This is a genomic window from Bacillus sp. GW823-FHT06A11, assembly GCF_058795355.1.
In genome coordinates, this window is the sequence record NZ_JBXAHS010000001.1 from 12,960 (window position 1) to 32,350 (window position 19,391).

General features: G+C 34.6%; 15 protein-coding genes. 3 read left to right on the forward strand and 12 right to left on the reverse strand.

The features are described from left to right. Positions 1-11: 11 nt before the first annotated feature. The 6 genes from AC1Q8L_RS00065 to AC1Q8L_RS00090 form a co-directional block, all read right to left on the reverse strand. Positions 12-1,331, reverse strand: coding sequence for an aromatic amino acid transport family protein (locus AC1Q8L_RS00065; RefSeq protein ID WP_000348957.1), 1,320 nt, complete (start codon positions 1,329-1,331; stop codon positions 12-14). Positions 1,332-1,622: 291 nt separating this feature from the next. Next, entirely contained in the window at positions 1,623-2,513 is an 891-nt protein-coding gene (gene sdaAA, locus AC1Q8L_RS00070; protein WP_000281775.1) for an L-serine ammonia-lyase, iron-sulfur-dependent, subunit alpha, read from the reverse strand. A 21-nt stretch (positions 2,514-2,534) separates the two neighbouring features. Then, positions 2,535-3,233 (reverse strand): L-serine ammonia-lyase, iron-sulfur-dependent subunit beta, encoded by a 699-nt coding sequence (gene sdaAB, locus AC1Q8L_RS00075; protein WP_001024890.1) that lies wholly within the window; start codon positions 3,231-3,233, stop codon positions 2,535-2,537. 1,730 nt (positions 3,234-4,963) lie between these two features. Beyond that, complete coding sequence (locus tag AC1Q8L_RS00080; RefSeq protein WP_000331130.1) at positions 4,964-6,037, reverse strand: patatin-like phospholipase family protein; 1,074 nt, start codon at positions 6,035-6,037, stop codon at positions 4,964-4,966. 873 nt (positions 6,038-6,910) lie between these two features. Further along, positions 6,911-7,423 carry a hypothetical protein gene (locus AC1Q8L_RS00085; protein ID WP_000844532.1) on the reverse strand — a complete coding sequence of 171 codons (513 nt, stop codon included), beginning with the start codon at positions 7,421-7,423 and terminating at the stop codon, positions 6,911-6,913. Positions 7,424-7,539: 116 nt separating this feature from the next. Continuing rightward, positions 7,540-7,872: a hypothetical protein gene (locus tag AC1Q8L_RS00090; protein ID WP_000433527.1), complete on the reverse strand. Its 333-nt coding sequence runs from the start codon at positions 7,870-7,872 to the stop codon at positions 7,540-7,542. 1,320 nt (positions 7,873-9,192) lie between these two features. Between AC1Q8L_RS00090 and AC1Q8L_RS00095 the strand changes: the two genes are divergently transcribed. Continuing rightward, positions 9,193-9,651, forward strand: a complete 459-nt coding sequence (locus tag AC1Q8L_RS00095) for a DUF5065 family protein (protein ID WP_000732057.1) — start codon at positions 9,193-9,195, stop codon at positions 9,649-9,651. A gap of 675 nt (positions 9,652-10,326) precedes the next feature. Here the strand turns inward: AC1Q8L_RS00095 and AC1Q8L_RS00100 are convergent. Both AC1Q8L_RS00100 and AC1Q8L_RS00105 read right to left on the reverse strand, forming a co-directional pair. After that, positions 10,327-10,560 carry a hypothetical protein gene (locus tag AC1Q8L_RS00100; RefSeq protein WP_002094019.1) on the reverse strand — a complete coding sequence of 78 codons (234 nt, stop codon included), beginning with the start codon at positions 10,558-10,560 and terminating at the stop codon, positions 10,327-10,329. A gap of 20 nt (positions 10,561-10,580) precedes the next feature. Further along, the gene (locus AC1Q8L_RS00105) at positions 10,581-11,105 is read right to left on the reverse strand and encodes a DUF6843 domain-containing protein (protein ID WP_025118217.1); all 525 of its coding nucleotides are present in this window, start codon (positions 11,103-11,105) and stop codon (positions 10,581-10,583) included. A 161-nt stretch (positions 11,106-11,266) separates the two neighbouring features. Between AC1Q8L_RS00105 and AC1Q8L_RS00110 the strand changes: the two genes are divergently transcribed. Beyond that, positions 11,267-11,842 carry a hypothetical protein gene (locus AC1Q8L_RS00110; protein WP_025118216.1) on the forward strand — a complete coding sequence of 192 codons (576 nt, stop codon included), beginning with the start codon at positions 11,267-11,269 and terminating at the stop codon, positions 11,840-11,842. A gap of 78 nt (positions 11,843-11,920) precedes the next feature. Here the strand turns inward: AC1Q8L_RS00110 and AC1Q8L_RS00115 are convergent, their stop codons facing one another. After that, positions 11,921-12,121, reverse strand: coding sequence for an alpha/beta-type small acid-soluble spore protein (locus tag AC1Q8L_RS00115; RefSeq protein WP_000002881.1), 201 nt, complete (start codon positions 12,119-12,121; stop codon positions 11,921-11,923). A 304-nt stretch (positions 12,122-12,425) separates the two neighbouring features. Between AC1Q8L_RS00115 and AC1Q8L_RS00120 the strand changes: the two genes are divergently transcribed. Then, a complete protein-coding gene (locus tag AC1Q8L_RS00120; protein ID WP_025118480.1) occupies positions 12,426-12,893 on the forward strand; it encodes an ASCH domain-containing protein in 468 nt (155 codons plus the stop codon). Positions 12,894-13,244: 351 nt separating this feature from the next. Here the strand turns inward: AC1Q8L_RS00120 and AC1Q8L_RS00125 are convergent, their stop codons facing one another. The 3 genes from AC1Q8L_RS00125 to AC1Q8L_RS00135 form a co-directional block, all read right to left on the reverse strand. Beyond that, on the reverse strand, positions 13,245-13,844 hold the full coding sequence (locus AC1Q8L_RS00125; RefSeq protein WP_000525504.1) for a TasA family protein: 600 nt from the start codon (positions 13,842-13,844) through the stop codon (positions 13,245-13,247). A 260-nt stretch (positions 13,845-14,104) separates the two neighbouring features. Continuing rightward, the gene (locus AC1Q8L_RS00130; protein ID WP_025118481.1) at positions 14,105-18,346 is read right to left on the reverse strand and encodes a S8 family serine peptidase; all 4,242 of its coding nucleotides are present in this window, start codon (positions 18,344-18,346) and stop codon (positions 14,105-14,107) included. Positions 18,347-18,749: 403 nt separating this feature from the next. Further along, the gene (locus tag AC1Q8L_RS00135) at positions 18,750-19,391 is read right to left on the reverse strand and encodes a response regulator (protein WP_000590664.1); all 642 of its coding nucleotides are present in this window, start codon (positions 19,389-19,391) and stop codon (positions 18,750-18,752) included.

The window sequence follows — 19,391 nt, forward strand, 5'->3', positions numbered from 1 at the left end:
ACAATAGTGGATTAGAATAATGACTTAATACTTGCTAGGACAGTAAGAATACCTATAATAATGACAAATACATTGCTCGATTTCCCTTTGTATTTAGCAAGTACTGATACTTTATGGATTGCATACATTGGTAGTATACATAAGATAGCAGCAACTAGCGGACCGCTAAGGGCATCAATGATTCCAAGAATACTTGGATTTGTATAAGCAACATACCAGCATGTTAATACGACAAAAGTAAGAATCATTGTCTTAACTGTTTTTTCTCCTATATCTTTCCCACGTTTTTTACTGGACTTGATAATCATGTCACGCATTACCTCATACGCTCCTATATAATGACCAAGGAAAGACTTTGTAATAGCCACAAATGCAATGATAGGAGCTGCAATAGTGATTACTGGCGAATTAAGCTCATTAGCAAGATATGATAGGATTGACAAGTTCTGTTCTTTTGCCACCTTAAGATCATTTGGAGTCAAACTTAAGGTACTGCTCCAAACAAAGAACATAACAACTACGAATGTCATAATATAACAAACTTTTTGTATTTGAGCACATTTAGCATCAGTAGCATCTATTCCATACGTAGCTCTCTGTTTCATAACAAATGACGAAATCATAGGCGAATGATTAAACGAGAATACTATGATTGGAAGTATCATCCATATCGTTCCTAAATATCCTGTTCCTGTTGAAGCAGTAGAAACACTTGAAAAACTAAGCATTGACGTATTCCACTGTGGAATCAAAGATATTGCGATAAAAAGGAGAGAAGCTATAAAAGGATACACTAGCATGCTCATGATCTTTACAGTTATATCTTGACCAAAATTTAGTATAGCGATAAGACCGAGTACTAAGACAAGCGATAAAATGGACCTTGGAGGCTCCGACATGTGCAATTGATGCACGATAAAGCTACTAGCGGTATTTGTAAGTGCGACCGAGTACATCAGCACGATCGTATAAATGGAGACAAAATACACAATATTAAAAATGATACTTGCCTTATTTCCAAAATACTCTCTTATTGTACCTGTAATCCCCTCATCGGCAGAGTTCGAAGCGTAAATCATTTTAGCAAGCGCCCTATGTGAATAATACATAACAGGATATGCAAGTATGGTAATTAACAGCAATGATAATAAACCACCTGAACCTGCATTAATCGGTAAAAAGAGTACTCCTGCTCCAATTGCTGTTCCAAAAAGGCTCAATGCCCAGGTAGTATCCTGTTTATGCCACTTTTTAGGGTCTAGATATTTCTCATTTTTTACTGCAGTGTTATCAGCTTGAAATTCTATGTTTTTTGCAGTATTCCCATCCATATAATAATTCCTCCTTGTGTCCTATTCTTAATTTTCTTTTTTAAGATATAGGAATATAGACCGTTCTTGAAAAATGAATAGCTTATATAGTGCGCCACAACGAATATCCCCCTTCTAGGTTAATAAAAATCAAAAAATTAGCGAAGCATCAACCTGAAGGGTTTATTACCACTTATAAAATATTTTAATTATATAGTAGTATATTTTATTGATAACTCCCCCAATATACAGACATCCTTAGGCGAACAATAGAGTAAAGATTGTTAAAAATTTCACAATACAATCGATAACTTATTGATTTAATTGTTTCTCCCCAAAGATTTTATTTTTAATGGCAATTCCTGTAGGTGTAGCTGCAATACCACCTAAACCTGTCTCTCTTAATTCGCGAGGCATCTGTCTTCCAACTCTATACATGGCTTCAATCACTTCGTCAGCATTGATGAGATTGTTTACGCCGGCTAATGCGATGTCCGCTGCTGCTAAAGCATTTGCTGTTCCAATGGCGTTTCTCTTTACACAAGGAATTTCTACCAAACCAGCGACCGGATCACAAACTAAACCGAGTAAATTTTGTAATGCAATCGAAAAAGCTTCAGAAGATTGCTGTGGCGTTCCACCCGCAGCTTCTACCGCAGCTGCAGCCGCCATCGCTGAGGCACTTCCTACTTCAGCTTGACATCCTCCGTACGCTCCTGAAATACAAGCGTTGTTTGCGACTATCGTTCCAAATAACGCTGAAGTGAATAGAAAATGAATCATATCTTCATGACTTAACTGCAACGTATCTTTAATACTAAATAGGACTCCCGGAGTCGTCCCACTCGCACCTGCTGTTGGAGTTGCACAAATAGCTCCTAATGCAGCATTTACTTCATTAACACCGATAGCACTTTGAATCCCTAACACCATCAAATCTCCAGAAAGAGTTTTCCTATTTTCTCGATAGTTTTTAATTTTTACAGCATCCCCTCCGGTCAAACCTGTTGGAGAAAATACACCGTCGCCCTCGATACTTTTATTTATTGCATGTTGCATAGTCGCTAAATTTCGTTCCATTTTACTCCATACTTCTTCATAAGAAATTTTAGTTTGTTTGATTTCCTGTTCGATTGCTAATTCATAAATTTGCTTTTGGCTTTTATTAGCTGCATCCACAATTTCTTTTATGGCCATATACATATTTTTCACTCCTAAATGTGACTAAAGAATAATAAGATTAGCTATATTGCTTAAATCTCCTAATTCCTTCTGAGCATTACCTGGCAATATCGAATCCAAAGCGAATGCATATAAATATTTTGTTTTATCTTCCAAACTATGAAAGTTGTTAATTTCCACATCATATTGTTTAAAGATCCTGCGTAAAACAAATTCAAAGTCAGCTCTTTCTGAAATCGCAATAACAACTGGCAATGGCCCCTGCAGATTTAAGCTAAATCCATCAATTTCAACATGTTTGACTTCAATCAACCCACCACCGACCGAAATCCCCATTACTCTAATACTTCGACTTTCATCCTCTGCATATACATCTGCCGTATTTGGATGACCAGCAGGACTATTACCCAATTTTTCAATAAAGGTAATGTCAATTCCCTTAGACTCTGCTATTTTAATAGCATCTGGCACTTTGCTGTCATCAGCAGCAAAGCCTAATATACCAGCAATAATTGCAAAATCAGTTCCGTGACCTTTATGGGTTTCAGCAAATGATTCATAATACTTTACCACAACTTTTTTGGGAAGACCTTGAAATAATTTATTAGCAACTGTTCCAATAGCCAAAGCACCTGCAGTATGTGAACTTGAAGGGCCTATCATTATGGGCCCAATCACATCAAAACAACTTTTGTATTTAACAATCTTTTTTTCTTTAATAGATGCTACATTTATGTTCATATAAGCACCCCCATAATTTATTATTTTTAGCTGTAGTTGAATCTAAGTTGTTAGAATGATCGATTCAAAACAAGTTTCATTTGATAACGCTTTCTTTATTGAGTTGAATAAACTTTCCTTCTAATCCGCTATCCACCGTATAGTAATCATATCAGTATGTCCAATTTTAAAAAATTACTGGCAAGTTCTTTAGAATTTTTAATCCAAAACAAGGTTTGATATTTTCTCTAGAGGTAATAAATTGTGTCTCGACGCCCTCATTATAACTTGTATATTTATAAGTTTAATCTTTTTTTATTTTTAGAAAGATTGAATAGACAGAATTTTGAATAGGTAATAAATCACACTTAGTATGTAGCAATTGTGTCCTTTGTTTGAAGCTGTATTAGTTAGTAAAAAAGCAAAAATAACACAGAGTTCCTTTCATAAACACATTGATTATATTGAAAAATCATTATAAAGATACTTATATTGTCTTTTGTTTGAACATCTTATTTTGGACGGGAAATCTGTTGCAATAAATAATTCATTCAGATGAAAAGGAATACATTAATGAAATTTAAAACCACTTCCGTATACTAATTACACATTTTGTATAAATATTAATTATCAGAAAAAACAAACTTCCCATTCGGATCTTAACATAAAGGATACATTCCAAATAACAATGGAGATTCTGCTTTATCAATTTCTTTATACGTTATATTTCCCTCTTTACCTGCAACAGCAACTTGTACTTTTTCATTTGTTTTCACATCTTCTGCACCTATTGCACCACCCGCCAATAATCCTTTACTTAACAGACTCTCGTGAACAAAAGTTAGAGAGTTATGGAACAAAATATAATGTGTATGTACATACATTTCTTTTAAAAGAAGTTTTGTAGTATGCAACTGAATTAAAAAAATATAGATTTTTATGACTCTTTTTAGGGGATATAGCAAAGTGGGATCTTTTATATGCACATTGCTATACCGAACTAGATTTCAGCATAGTATTTTTTTGCAACTCATTGATTTTTACCAAACACGTATAAAAACCAAAAATATGAAAATAAATGACTGGCTAAAATTTTACTTTCAATAAAATAAAAAAGAACCTGCAAATTTGCAGATTCTCCTGATAATGATTTATATGAGTAAGACTCGGAAATATAATACAATGATTCAAAAATAAGTTCAAGTAAATTCAAAGAACCCGCTGGAGTTCGAGTTCTTTCAGAAGTGATGATGTTTTCTAGGCTTAGCAAAGTGAGAAAATACAAGAATATAATACATTGAGATTTAGAGAATTTCAATACTTAAATTAGAGGTTATTTTAATATGATGTAACATCAGCATTTTGAAGGAATAGCAATGAATACCTTATACATTCCCAGTCTACATAACGCTTTATTATCAGTAGAAAGAAAAAGGAAAATCCCTACTTTCACAATAAATCCGTCTTGCTACTCTATTCATTTTTTGATACATTCCTATCCACCGTTTTAGGCTTCTCTTTTGTACTGTGTTAGCCGAAAAATTGTATAAATCATAATTCGTTTTTCTTCCACCTGTTTCACCCTTTCTACACCCTAGTTTTACAAAATAAGAAGTCATCAAAACTTATATTTATTACTTTCTGTTATCTCCTTTCTCTTGTTCTATGCATAGTCTATCTGAATTTTTATTAGCTACTAAAAAAAGAATTTACAGGACGATTAAAAAAAGCCAAGTGCATTGCACTCGGCTTTATGGTCGATTAAACAATTTTACTTCAGACGTATTAAACTGATGTAGATAGTCTTTAGTAGAAGTATAGCCTGAATTCATGAGTGTTTTCTTTTCTTCTTCTGTGATATCGAAATTAAACGACGGCGTAAAGAATGTATTGATAAATACAGTACGGGCAGCATCTTCTTTGGTTGTTTTTCCGCTCTCATGACCTTTGATCATCGTTTGAGACAAATTCCATGCAAAATGAATAAGAGAATGGCCAATATGATGTTCTGTTGAAGTTGCGATATGTTTTAACATGGCAATCTCGGCCTGAGATTCTAAACGGAAACCCAGTGTTTCTTTGTTGTAGACAATTTCATCTGCAGGATCAAAGAAAGATGCATTGTATTTCGTGTGTAAGCTTCTTAGTGTAGAATGATCCTCCGTATTGCTTACCAGTTTATTAACCTCGTCAATCGTATCTGTGGTCGTGAAGTGTTCTTCTTTATTCACAAAACTTTTCCGATCAAATAAACGAATTGGGTAGTTATCCAGTACACCTCCGTCTACATAATAATCTTTATCCCATTCCACAGATTTAAAAAAGAATGGGATGGACATCGAAATCCGCACAGCAACTACTAACGGGACATCAGGTGTCGTTTCGCGAGAAAACGTACGAAGCTGGTGTGTAGAAATGTTCGTTCCTTGGAAAAACACGTCTTTTCCTGTTTTGTCATATAACTGCTGAAAGGTTGTGTCCTTACTCCCTGTCCACTTTTCAACGATCTTTCCTACCCACTCAGTGAAGAAATCCCCTTTATAGATACCAAAACCATCAAAAAATAAACGAATATTATCTTGTACAATCGAAAAATCATCATCTTTAAACGCTTTAAAATTCATGTCTTTGTGGATTTTTACAAGATCTGCGAATGGAATGGAAAGACCTAAAAGTAATGCAGTAATCGCTCCTGCTGAAGTCCCCCCAAATCGTTGTATTTCTGGTAAAATCCCTTCTTCATTTAGTGCACGGATGGCACCTATATAAGCGCTTCCCTTTACTCCGCCACCTTCAAATACTAAGTTACGAAATGGATATGCCATTATATACCTCCAATAGAGAAATTTTCGATCTGTTATAGTATGGGAAGTATATTGAAATATATTCCAAATGGTATTAAGAAAGCTTCATGCCCTCCGATACGTATGGCGGAATTATCTTTATTCAATGGATGAATTGTTTGAAAGAGAAGGTATCTGCTTGGAATGGTAATTTAGTAGGATAGGAAACAGGAAACGGAGCGTATCTATGGATGCACTAACTAATAACCCTTTTTGAATCGTATATAACGTAACTTCTTTTCCGATGTATCCTCAAAGTAAAATCACGAGCAAAAAACCAAGAAACAATCTACATTTCATAAATCCCTCACCATCTATAACATACAATCCAGTGAAATAATTTGTTTCAGATACGTAGAAATATGATTTAACCAGCAATCAATAATCAGGTCTTCTTACCCTAAATATACCTGAATCTATTTGTTTCCATACCGGAAGAGTTAAATCATTTTGTTCCCATTCATGCAATTAAACAGATATGTATAATTGCATATCCATTAAATCGCTTTTAGTGCTATATTTTAATAGCGATGAATGCTATTATTTCATAAGTTGTCAACAAGCGTTATGTATGTATGAGAAAAAGGAAGGAGCCAAATAGGTCCCTTCCTTTTTCTACTAATTAAATAAATTACTCTCTGGTAAAAATTTAATTAGTGATGCTCCTTTACAAGCGTCTGATTATGCATTAAAAATGCTAGCTTTGCTTGCTGTCGGAAAAATTAAAGATGATAGCATTAAGTTATTAAGAGACAAAAATTCATCAACACGAAGACAGATTCGTCTTGGCTAGATAAATTTGGTGATAAATACAGGAAGTAACTCTTACGATTCAATGATTCCTTTTCCTGCCTTCTACCCTTGCCACTTCTGTTTCATGACTTGCAAATATAGATCTTCAAACTCGTTAAAATGGACGCGAAAAGCACCTAATGTATCGATATAAGCAGTAATCACATCTTCTTTATTAAAATGGATCCCTTCCTGTGCAATATCATAGCTATCATCAAGGCTGTATAAATCAAAATATTCCTCTTCCCAATATACGCCTCTGTTTACTAGTAAACGAGTGGAGCAAGTAAGCGCTTGTTTCACATTACATTTCTGAGCTACTAACTTTTCATTTAAGACAGAAAGAAGGATATTTACCGAGTATTTTTCATCAACTATGCGGCTATATGACAGTAAAGCCGATTCTATATATATCAGCTTTGCTTTAGACATTAAAGATATCTCCATAATTTCATATGGCGGGTGCTCATTTGCTTCAATCAACCTATCGCACCATGAAATTACCTCCTCTCTATCCCAAAGCCCGCAGCCTAGTCCTAATGCATACAAGTGGGCTAACGTTTGATAAGATTTCAATATGTTTCACCTTCTATTTAACTGTATAGTGTTATTGCATTCATTTTGGAAATAATCACGTTTAGTAATAAATACAATAAACTCCCCAAACGGACAGCTTATTTGCATTAAAAACGCTACACATGAACTTTTGCTTTTTTTCGACGAATAAGCCACCAAACTAAAGATAGCAGTACTAGAGGGAACGGAATTACCTGAATAAAGAAAAATACTTTCCAAAAATCGTGCATCGTACTACCAGGGGAATCTGTTGCCATCCCGCCAATAAAAAAAGACAATGGAATGACAAGTATATTTATACCTAAACTAATCATTAGAAATGATAGATTCTCCTTCCAGATTATTAGTAATGCAGCCACGATAAATAAAACCAATGCAGTACCCAGTATAAGAAACAGTGCTCCAAAAAAAAATACAAAGTATAAAATACCATTGATTAAAGGTTCCACAATAGCCCTCCTAAGGATTCATTCTATAGAAACACTCATGTTATTTAGAAAGTCAGGATGCTAAACCTCTTAGTTCTCTTTCAATTTCTTCATTGCTATAGTCTTCTTGTCTTCTACCATTTTATCAGCTAAGAATACTTTATCTACATGCTTATATTCTGGACTGCGTTAGGACATATGTTTCTATTGTACAACCCGCTAACACTTAGACCTGCTAATACGATACCTTTAAAGGCTCTGTTCATATTCATTTGCCCCTTTTATCTTTTCGTATTTTTTTCTCCATCCATAGACAGTCCATTATGAACGTTTTCATTATAAGTATTGTCTGCTGTTACTGTTTTACTTTCCTAACTATCTGTTTCGGCCCTGATTCTTACCGTTTCAGTATTACACTTCAATTCGCATTATCATTACATAAAAAGGACATACCTATTCATATATACCCCTTTATTATTTTATAAAGATTATACAAAAATTAACAATTAATCATTTACTCAACAATAGATAATATGGATAAAGAAAAAATACTAGAGAGTATCACAGTGTAGTAGTCTCCTAGTATCTGTTCATAGTATTTTAACGGCTATGCAAATGAGGAGGGATAAAAAAAGACCTCTTACGGAAAGATAAGAGGTCATCAAGAAGATAAAAATGTTGTATTTGAAACACGCGAGTTTCTAATTCACATCATAACACAATATATCCATATATTCAATATATACATTAAATAAAGGAATGTATGTTCAAAAAAACACACGGAATATTAATTTGGAACAGTATGTTTTCTTCTTTTATCCTACTTTTTCTACACTGCCGTAATTGTAACAATGGATGGTATCCTCTGTATACTGATGAGCAATTGTAGCAAGTTTTTCTAAATTCTCTTCCGTTACCTCATGAGTAAACAGAACAAAATTAATGTCGGATTCGGAGTCTGTTGAAATGGAACCATCGATCCGTTATGAAATGTTGAGCTTGCATCTCCTAGATTCCATGTAAATATTCGCTAATTCCAATCCCCTTTCGTGTCTATTTTATGTTTAATATAGTCTCGTACCGTACAAACGGGAAATGTTGTTAATTTGAAAAGAGAGCGGAATAAAATTTCTTTATCGCCTCTGTTCTTTCTTCTGTATGATAGAAAAAACGGAGAAAGATTGAATTTTAACTATCCTCATCACTTGTTAGAAAATTCTAATTTGATTAAATTGAAAGAAAATGATATATTGATTTTAGAATAATAATCCAATTAATGGATGACAACCTAATACCTGTAAGTGGACTATGACAATGTCAGATAAACGGGAGGAATTTAATATGAAAAAATTATGTTCATTTGCTTTAATCGGTGCCTTAACCTTTTCGGGTTTTATCGTTTTAGACAGTACGCTACCTGATAAAGCGCGCGCTGAAGTAAATACGATTAAGCAAGCTTCAGCTATTGTGGATGATTGGCCATGGCAGACGTATTTCTTATTGCATCACAATGTGGACTATCTACAAGAATTAGCCCCTGGTACGTTAAAACAAGGTGGTACGTTTGATACGACGGTGTATATAGGCGGAAAAGATGTAGGTGTTGTAAAGATTTATCGATTGAACGGAGAAGGTAAATTGCAACGCTACAAAACCATTTCTGCAGGTGAGGCTGGGCACCACTACTATTCTAGGTTCACAACACCAATTACAACGGTTTACACACCAGGTACATATGTGGCAGTACTAAAAGTAGACAATTCATATTATTATGGTGGTTCCTTCCAAATTACAAAGTAAAACATATAGGTATATTTGTCTGAAACGCACTGGGTTACGGTGCGTTTTTTATTAGCTTACAGAACGCATGATCACATGGGAAATCCAAGACTACGATAGAAACGAAATTAAACGTGATGAAATTTGTAACAGTTAATGTGGATGCCACAATCCATGTTGGTATTTTAAAAGGTATGATAGGATTTGTCATTGGTTAAGATACGGATACTGGTATGGCCGATAACGAATTAGATCCATTTACAATTGTTATGATTCGGGCTGTGTTTCTAACGCAATAAGATTTGCATAAGATTATTTTAGAAAATTAATATTTGATTTTTATAGTGACTCAATATACCGTATTTTAGAATCGAGTTACATATTTAAAAATCATCACCAAGAGAATCTGCAAACTTGCGGGTTCTTATTTAAAACATAATGCCAGAAAAGCTGAGGTGAATAAAGTGCAAAGTTTAAAATCTTTAAAACGTGACGTATACATTTTTCTTGCATTGTCTATTTATTTTTCCTCCATTTTTATTTCATTCTATATTATAGAGAATACATTCAACTTGCTAAGTTTTTTACCAGCACTTGGAACCCTGTATGTCTGGGTAACTAGTGTGATAGACATTAAAAATAAAAACTACAAAATAAAATAAAAAAGCATCTGAACTAGATGCTTTGCTCTTAATGTTATAGAATATTGACGCCCATGACCATACAGCTACCAAAAACAATACATACCAAACCTAAAAATATTAAAAAATCTGGCAGATCAAAATGTTCGAGTAACGCGCCTATTAATAATAAAAAGGGATATACTAGAATTTCAATCCAGGTTACGCCCCCTGCTTTCTTTATTTCTCGGTAAGATACAACGCTGACAAGTAAAACGCCTACTACAATCAACCCTATCCCTAACATCATCCATTCATCCTTTTGAAAATTTAGTATTTCACTTTCATATACTGCTCTTTTACGAGCACCAATAATTCCCTCAATTTCTTCTCTACAGGATGTTCTTGATTTTCAGATACTTCTCTCCCGTATGATGAAAATCTTTGTGAGCAAGCACTAGTTGTAACTTCCAATTTCGCGTATGAGAATGTATGCTCATTTTCTTTACCAATGTTTTCAGTAGTGCTTCCATTTGAACCAACGCGTATACAGCTTTCATCAAGTTTGGTGCGCTTACCTTCCTTGTTAACCGTGTAATACGTGTCATTGACTTCCCCATATTTCATATCGGCTGTAGATGTAACTGCGGTCCCGTCTGCAGAAAAAGTGACGACACGAAATCCATCTTCTTCTGGCAACAACTCAGCTCCTGGAACATTGTATATAACCAAAAGGTCTCCTTCGTATGCTTCAGGAATGAGATAGATTGTATCTGTAATGTCTTTTCCGAATCGGATACAACCGCTTAAAAGAATCATAATAAAGATCCCGCAATACATTATAACTTTTCTCATAGAGTCTCTCCCGTTATGTGTAAGAATGTATAGTATGTATTATATAATTCAATATATTTCCTTGGATAGAATAAGTTTCTAGTTTGAAGACGATTTTACTATTGTCATATAAAAGAGTTATGTCAGTGGATGATTAGCACAAAGAGAAATGGAGTGAATTGATGAGCAGACGTTTTGCATTAACATATGAAAATAAGATTTTGAGAAAGATAATAATTACCGTAAGTATTGTCATACTCGTTTTCATTGCAACAGGGTGTGATTCTGTCCAAAATGAGGTAAAGGATGTAACGGATATTCCGCTTAACAGCAAACTAGATTCCCTTATTTCAGAAAGTATCATTGCCTGGAATCAAGACAAATTAAATCATACAGAAAAACAATTTGAGACGCATGTAATCTATGGAACTGAGATGAAGGATGAAAAAATGTATGTCTACCTCCATTCCCTCATGCAAGGATATAACCGCGAAACACAGACAGTTCCTCAAGCAGGACATTTACTTCCAGTCCGTGTGACAGTCACAAAAAATGGGGATGATTACATCATTGAAGATTACCATGAACCAGGAGATGGTGCTGAAAATGAACCTACTTTGCGCAACATGTTCCCGAATAAGTATGCGGATCAAGCACTTGCTATATCAAATAAAATAATACAATCATTAGAATCTCGTATGCAAGAATCCGTTTCTAAGTGGCTGGAAGAAACAAATAATGAGAGACAAGAAAGATAACAAATATACTATTTATAATCGAATACAAAACAAAAAAGGAGAGAAATAATCTCTCCTTTTTCTACTTTATACCTAGCATTATTTGTTATATCCACCAAGTTGCTGTTCTGCCATAGCAACGAGACGTTTTGTGATTTCTCCACCTACAGAGCCGTTCGCTCTTGCAGTTGAATCCGCGCCTAATTGTACGCCGAATTCTTGTGCAATTTCATATTTCATTTGATCCAGTGCGCTTTCTGCACCTGCAACCACTAAAGAGTTGTTACGATTGTTTGCCATCATATATCACCTCCTGTACGTTTAATATGCTACGAAACAAAGAAAATATTATTGGTAAATAAAACTATTTATAGTTTGTTCTTTTATCCACTATTTTACTTTTCCGTAACGATTTCAGCAGAATAACAGTATGAGTTTCGTTTATTCGCATTAATATACAGAATGGAAAATATGTTTACGAAGAGTTATATTTTTTATAAACATTTATCGATGTAGTTGTATTGCAAGTTCTTCTAAAATATTGACAGATAATATGCCGTGTGTTAAATTCAAAATATTTAAATATTAAGGAGATGAGTGACAGATGTCAGTTAATAAGATAGAAGAATATTGGTATATGTACTCTAAAGAAAATGAGTTAAACATGAGTGTTCCAGATGCATGGATGTTTGGAGATGGTTCCAAAGAAATGGGAGATGAATTAGGAAGTTTAGTAGTTAAAGGAATCAAAACAGGAACATGCGCTGCACATTGTGTTTATGAGCTTGAAGGGGAAGAAATTCAAAAAGTTGGTCAGTACGATATTGTATTGGATGGAGACAATAATCCATTAGCAATTATAAAATATACAAAGATCGATTTACTAAAAATGAATGAAGTAACAAGTAATTTTGCAAGATCTGAGGGTGAAGGCGATTTAAGCTATGATTATTGGTATAGTGAGCACGTTAAATTTTTCACTTGGGAATTAAGTCGGTATGGACTTACTTTTACTCCAGACTTAATGCTCGTTTGTCAAACGTTTAAAGTAATGGATGTTTATAAAAATTAAACATGGATGAAAATCAAACATGTTTATTTTATATTATGTTTTTAAGCATTTCGTCATGTAAAAAAACAAAATCCCCTTCAGGAAAGCTGCTAAGCTAGCGTAAGGTGCTAAATTCCCTCAAAGTATCTCAAAAGCTGGATAATCATTTAATATTTCTGTACTCTCCAACTTACAACAAAACACATCGCAAAATATTTTTACGATGTGTTTTAAAAGGGAAATCATCATCAAGTTTTTCACCCATATTTTTATAAGGAGTTTTACCATTGAGGATAAACGCCTTCATTTCAAAACAGTTCTTTTCATTTGTATACGATATGTCTCACACATATAGTATACAAATTATTACACTTACTTTTCTTCACCGCTTGCTTGCATGGAATTAAAAGTCCAATTTAATTTCAACGCATCTCCTTGAAATACATTTTGTTCTTCACCGTTATCTACGAATGTAAACATTACATAAAATGTATCATCATCACCTGGAGCAAGTCCATTTCCTTCTCGATCTACAATACCGTTCTTTACAAGATTAGGAATATTTCCATTTTGCGTAGCTACCTTTAATTCAGATAATGTAGTAGACCAAATTGGAACCTCATTTTTATCCAAGTTCCACAAGAAATCAACACGGATATGATCACCAAAATCAGCATTTCCATTATCCCCTTTCGCATCGATTACACTGTAATCTGTCAGGAGTTTCACATCTCCTATTGCTAAGGTTCCTTTGTTTACTAATTGAAAACCACGTTCCATTTCATCACCTGGTTTCAGATTGTCGACATTAATAACAACTTCTGGATTCACACTCAAATCTAAAGTACCCGCTGCAAACGTGTTTTGTGATACTTCCTTATCACTAAAATATGCATATGTTCCCCCGCCAATTAAGGATAAGCCAAGCACTGCAGTTACAACACCCATACCAAGTTTTTTCTTCATACCCATTTCACAAGTCCCCCTATTGTTAAAGTTTAAACTACAAACCTTATTTCCATCCCACAAACAACAATAATAATTAAGCAACTTCCTTGTCCCATAATGAAAGCAAACTTACTTTAAACTAGTTACTTCATGTACCCAAACGACTATGACTCTTAAAATGACCGGTAATGTTACCGTAAATCATTTCCGGTCATTTGTTAACCAATCCATTTCATTTAATATCCATTGTCTGATGCCTTTATTTACTCTAGAAGTTTGTCCACTTATTTTTTTGGTTCTAAACCGATAGAGCGTAAAATTTTCTCTAACGTCACTGGCCCTACATTTTCTTTCGGTTTCTCGTTTCCTTTAGCATCTGGGCCCTTTTTCAAGAAGTTTTTCTCAATTAAACGAACATCCGTTTCACCTACAACACCATCTTGATTTATATCTCCATCTTTTACAGATACTTTTCCTTTTCCATACGATAAAGCTGCTATTCTAGCATCTTGAATATCTACCATTTTATCGCCGTTTACATCACCTGCAAGGTTATCATCCATGTCAGCTCTAAAGTTTTGTCCCACTAATTCTCCATCCTGCATTTTCCCTATTTTTGTTGTTAATTTACTATTTAAATGACCTGGCATTTCTACGAAAATATCATATTCTTTATCGCTTACTGGAACACTATGAATTTCAAATTGTCCGTTATCACCAATCGTTCCTGTATATTTCTTTCCATCCTTTCCAACTGCGTACACTTTTGCTCCTAGTTTTGTATAGTCTTTCTTACCTAAATACCCCTCTTCATTCAAGAAAGCTTCCGGGCCAATATATCCTGTAACCGTTGAATGTTTCGAAACAATAGCAAAAGATTTATCTTTAAACGCAGGAATCTCAATGCCTTCTGATGCACCAACTTTTGTATAAGAGAACTTATCTACTCCAAATGCAGTCAAATCATTAAAGTATTCATCGTTCGTCATCTCGAATGTAACATCTAAAAATGGTTTATCTCCATCTAATCCTTTAAATTCTTTTCCTTCCAATGATGCGCCAACTTTCACCTTGTTTTCCCAAGCTCCTGCTTCACTTATCTTCGGATCTTCTAATTTAAGGTTCAATCCATGTTGTTCTACATATTCCGTAAGTGCTGGATTTGGTTTCACATCTGTAAATTTAAATAGCTGCTTGTAATAAGGAATTTCAAATGTACCTGACATAAGCTGTTTTACATTATTAAGATTCAAAGTTAATGTAATTTTCTCTCCTAATTTGATTTTATCTTTGTCATAACTTGGAACAGCGTATTCTGTCCCTTCTTTTACAAAGACGTAATCTTTATATCCAGTTGCCATATTCCCTGCAGTTGCAAGATCATATCCAAATAATTTTAAATTTAACGGCTCATTTATTTCCTCTGGAAGTACTCCAAATTTAAAATCACCATTTGCTTGAATTGTATTCAACCATCCCGATGGGAAGGCTGAGTTTTGATAATATACAATTTGATTCGCTTTTTGATCATATTGCAAGCCTTTTGCCTTTAATGCATCTACTGTAGAATCATAAATATTACCATGCACCCATAATGCACGCTGGCCGTCTTCTTCTTTAAACATAGAATCATTGACTTCGTGTATACCAGGTTGTACATCCTTAAATTTCATTTCAGGTATTACATTATCAATGATAATGCTATCGCCTTTTGTATAAGATTTTCCTTCTTTATCATATCCAACGAAGTTCAATTCGTAATCTCCATCAGGCAACATAACAGGTTTATCCGCAATTGGATGAGCTGGATTTCCTGTGAATGGAAGTACATACCCTCCCATACCAGAAAACATCATATATTCAACATTCGGTGTTAGACTACTTGCATTAAGTGTACCAACGACTCCTAATGCCTTCCCTGTCGTTCGGTCCTTCACAATTGCATCAATGGTTTCGAGAGGACTATTTAATTTAAATGACAACGGCGAACTTGGTCTTTCCATAAATGGATGGAATTTAGAAGCATCTGTTGCCATTGCATCTCTCAGTAAATCTACAGACGCAATCCCTTTTTCTGTGAATTTAACTGCAAATGGTACTTGATATACTTCTTTTTCATTGTTTTTATTTGAAATATGAATATAGCCCTCATATCTACCAAATTCAGCGTTTTCTGGAATGGTAATTTCAGGGTTAATTTCCTCTGATGCACCAGGAGCTACTTTAATAGAATCTGGTACGTTTAGCTTCACACCATTCTTCGCTGCATCTTGCACACCTACACTTGTAGGTGAAAATTTCACCTCTAATTTAAACTCTTTCCCATCTGTTTTACTGCTGTTCTTAATTAAAACTTTTCGACTATCTTTAATAGGCCCATTTTCAATTTGATTTTTATACCCAAATGCAATAGAACCTGTTTTTTCTTCAATTTCTACTTCTTCATCACCTACAACGTTTGATGTTTTATCAACAACCTCGATAGATGTATCTGCATGAACTGCACGATATGCATCAATTCGTCCTGAGCCCACCTCAAATACAGAACGCTCTTCCTTTAAATCAACTGCGGTATTCATGAGTGCTTCTTTTACTTCAAATGGACTATAGTTTGGATGTTCTTGTAAAATAAGTGCCGCTACCCCTGCAGTATGAGGAGTTGCCATAGAGGTACCTGACATACGTCCATACGCTACCGGATAATTATCTCCATCTTTTGGATCATTAATATATTCAGGAACAGTTGAGAAAATAGACACACCTGGTGCTACAATATCTGGCTTAATATCATCTGTCTTAGTTGCAGGACCGCGGGAGCTAAAATCAGCTAAGTGATCTCCCTCTGTTTTTATATTACTTAGTTCTCCAAACGCTAACGACACATCTCCTTGTACAGCTTTTACTTGTAATTTCTCACCATCTACTTTTGTTAAGCGGAACGATGGAATAGACGAAGTACTTTCCCCAAGATAACTTGTAATTTCACCATCTACATTGTTATATACGATTACCGCTTTTGCGCCTGCTTCCTTAGCATGCTTAATTTTTTCATCAAATGTAATCTCACCGCGTTGGATAAGAGCTAATTTTCCTTTTACATCTTTTCCTGTAAAATCATTTGATTTTCCAAGCCCTGCATATACAACTGATACGGATTGACCTTTCAAATCTTCAATCTTATCAGTAAAGCTTTTTCCAAGTAGCATCATCTTATCCACATGTAAATCACCTGCATCGATAGAAAACGTTGGGATCGTCATTGCAGCATCACTGGCTCCAACTGTAATTGGAAGTGCCGCTGCACTAGGTGATCCAATGGTACCTTCTTCCGGACCACTGTTACCTGCTGCTACTACTGTAACAACACCAGCTAACATCGTATTGTTCACTGCGACAGAAGTAGGATATAAAGGATCATTAATAGACGCTCCTAGTGATAAATTGATAACATCCATATCGTCTTTCACCGCTTTATCAATCGCAGCAAGAATACCGCTTGTTTGTCCACTTCCATATGGACCTAATACGCGATATGAATATAAATCTACATCTGGAGCAACACCCTTCACTGCATAATCCACACTATTCTGTTTGTCTGCAGCAATTGTCCCAGCTACATGCGTACCATGGGATGTATAATATGCACTCCCCTCATAAATCTCAGGATATCCTCCAGAATTTTGCCAATCCTTATACGTTGTCTCCATTGGATCAGCATCATTATTAACAAAGTCCCATCCTTTTATGGAGTTCGGATCTATTTTACTTGGATCTTCACCTTGTTTTGCACGATATCCTTTATATGCATCTTTCAAATCCGGGTGGTTGTAATCAATACCTGTGTCCAGTACACCTACCTTAATTCCTTTCCCTGTTATTTTTTCATCATGCAGCTTGTCCACACCAATTTGCGGTACACTATCCGCCATTTTCGGTTCAACAGCAGTCTTAGTTGTTTCTTTCGGCAAATCAATTTTAACCTCATGATCTTCCCATACGCGCTTAACGATACCGGTACGAACTAAGTCTTCGATCATATTTGCTGGTAAAGAAATCGCTACACCATTAAAAGCATTCTTATATTCTCTTGTTATTTTTGCAGATTTTACATTTGTTCCTTTCTCTTTATTCTTTTGAAGCTGCTCAAGCTCTGCTTTAAATCCTTTATGTGATGCCTCTACCTTTTGTTCCGCATTTGAAAGAGCTACTTTTTTCCCTTTAGCCGCTTGTTTTAATACCTCTATTTTGCTAGGCGCTTGCTTAAATTCTATAATCACATTCACATTATTAGGACTTGTTGTATTGATACCTGGCGAAATAACAAAACCTGGTTTTGTATCTAACGTTTTTAAGGCATTACGTTGTTCCTTTGTAAGACCTTTTAAGATAGCATTTGCATCATCAATTCCAGTTAAAGTAGATGTATTTACCTCTTCCGCTAATACGTTATATGGAATTCCTTGAGACAATAACATTCCAGCTGTTAACGTTCCAATAAGAATCTTTCCAAATTTCCCTCGTTTCATATTACATCTCCCCATTATTAATATTATTTTTTGAAACAAATTGATTCTTAAATTCCCATGTAGCATTGGAAACTCTATTAATCTTAATCTTTTGTATCATGAAAGATTTCCAACACTACTACCATCCCCATACCTTACATAGCTAACCACTCACTTTACTCTTTCTATAAGAGCCCTCCGTCATTTATTTCCAACAAAAGATTTTCACAAAATGAATTATTAACAAGATTAAAATGTAATTCTATTTTTATTATTCCACATTTTGATTATTCTGAAAATTAAACAAAAGGAGTATCTTTTCTCTAAGGATTCTATGCCTACATAGTACAAAAGAACTACCTTGTCCTTTATTCTTTGTAATACAGAATAAAGCGACACGATAGTTCTTTGATAGATTTCTTATTTAATCTAGCGGAACTAATTGATTTCGGACTGCATAAATCACTGCTTGCGATCGACTTTTCACATTTAGCTTTTTAAAAATTTTATTGATGTGAATTTTAACTGTTTTATCACTAATATATAAAACTTCAGCAATTTCTTTATTACTAAGTCCTTTTACTAGTTCAAAGAGAATTTCCTTTTCACGTTCCGTCAGTTCATTTTCATTTGATTCTACTTTCATTTTTTGCTGATGATATGTAATTAATTTTTTAGTCATACGCGGATGAATGACTGAATCGCCTCGATATAACATTCGAATTGCTGCTACTACCTGATCTGATGATGAATCCTTCAATAAATAACCATCAGCACCGGCCTGGAGTGCATCCATTAAATACTCGTCATGTTCATACATTGTAAACACAAGTACACGGCAACTCGGATATTTTTTTTTCACTAACTCTGTAGCTTCAATCCCATTTTTCCCTGGAAGATTAATATCCATCAAAATACAATCTGGTCGGCATTCTTCTACTTTTCCCAATACTCCATCCCCAGAGCTAGCTTCTCCAACCACTTTTATATCAGATTCATCCTCTAGTATGCTCCGAATTGCATCCCGTAAAAAAGCATGATCATCTACTACTAATATTTTAATCAT